Below are 596 nucleotides of genomic sequence, written 5' to 3' on the forward strand. Positions count from 1 at the left end.
ATGCATACCCACGGTCTGCTGCTCGAACGCCGGCCTCGCCATGCCCAGTCAACGCGCCGGCACGACGGCAAGGTCGCGGTGGACCGGAGCAATGCGCGTTGGTGCTCGGACGGCTTCGAATTCCGTTGTGATGACGGCTCGCCGTTGCGCGTCATCTTTGCACTGGACTGCTGCGACCGGGAGGCGATGAGCTGGGCTGCGACCACTGGAGGCTATACCGGTGACATGGTGCGTGATGTCATGCTTCAGGCTGTGGAAAACCGTTTCGATGGTGCGCTGAAGGCCGACAACGAAATCGAATGGCTCAGTGACAACGGTTCCTGCTACATTGCCGAGGAGACGCTGACGTTCTCGAAAAAAGTGGGCCTGAAACCCATCACGACGTCGGTCAGAAGTCCGCAGAGCAACGGGATGGCCGAGAGCTTCGTCAAAACGATGAAGAGAGACTACGTCTCGTGGATGCCCAAGCCGGACGCAAGAACGGCGTTGCAGAACCTGGCCATCGCGTTTGACCACTACAACGAGTCGCATCCACACAGCGCCCTGAAATACTGCTCACCACGCGAGTTTCGCCAACGAGCAAATTCACCAACCTA

At 58.9% G+C, this 596-nt stretch carries 1 protein-coding gene; it reads left to right on the forward strand.

The features are described from left to right. Positions 1–596: integrase core domain-containing protein (locus AWB66_RS32680; RefSeq protein WP_143328383.1), on the forward strand; the 596-nt coding region annotated here is incomplete at both ends.

Origin of the sequence: Caballeronia telluris, from assembly GCF_001544495.1 — a bacterium.
GTDB lineage: Bacteria > Pseudomonadota > Gammaproteobacteria > Burkholderiales > Burkholderiaceae > Caballeronia > Caballeronia telluris.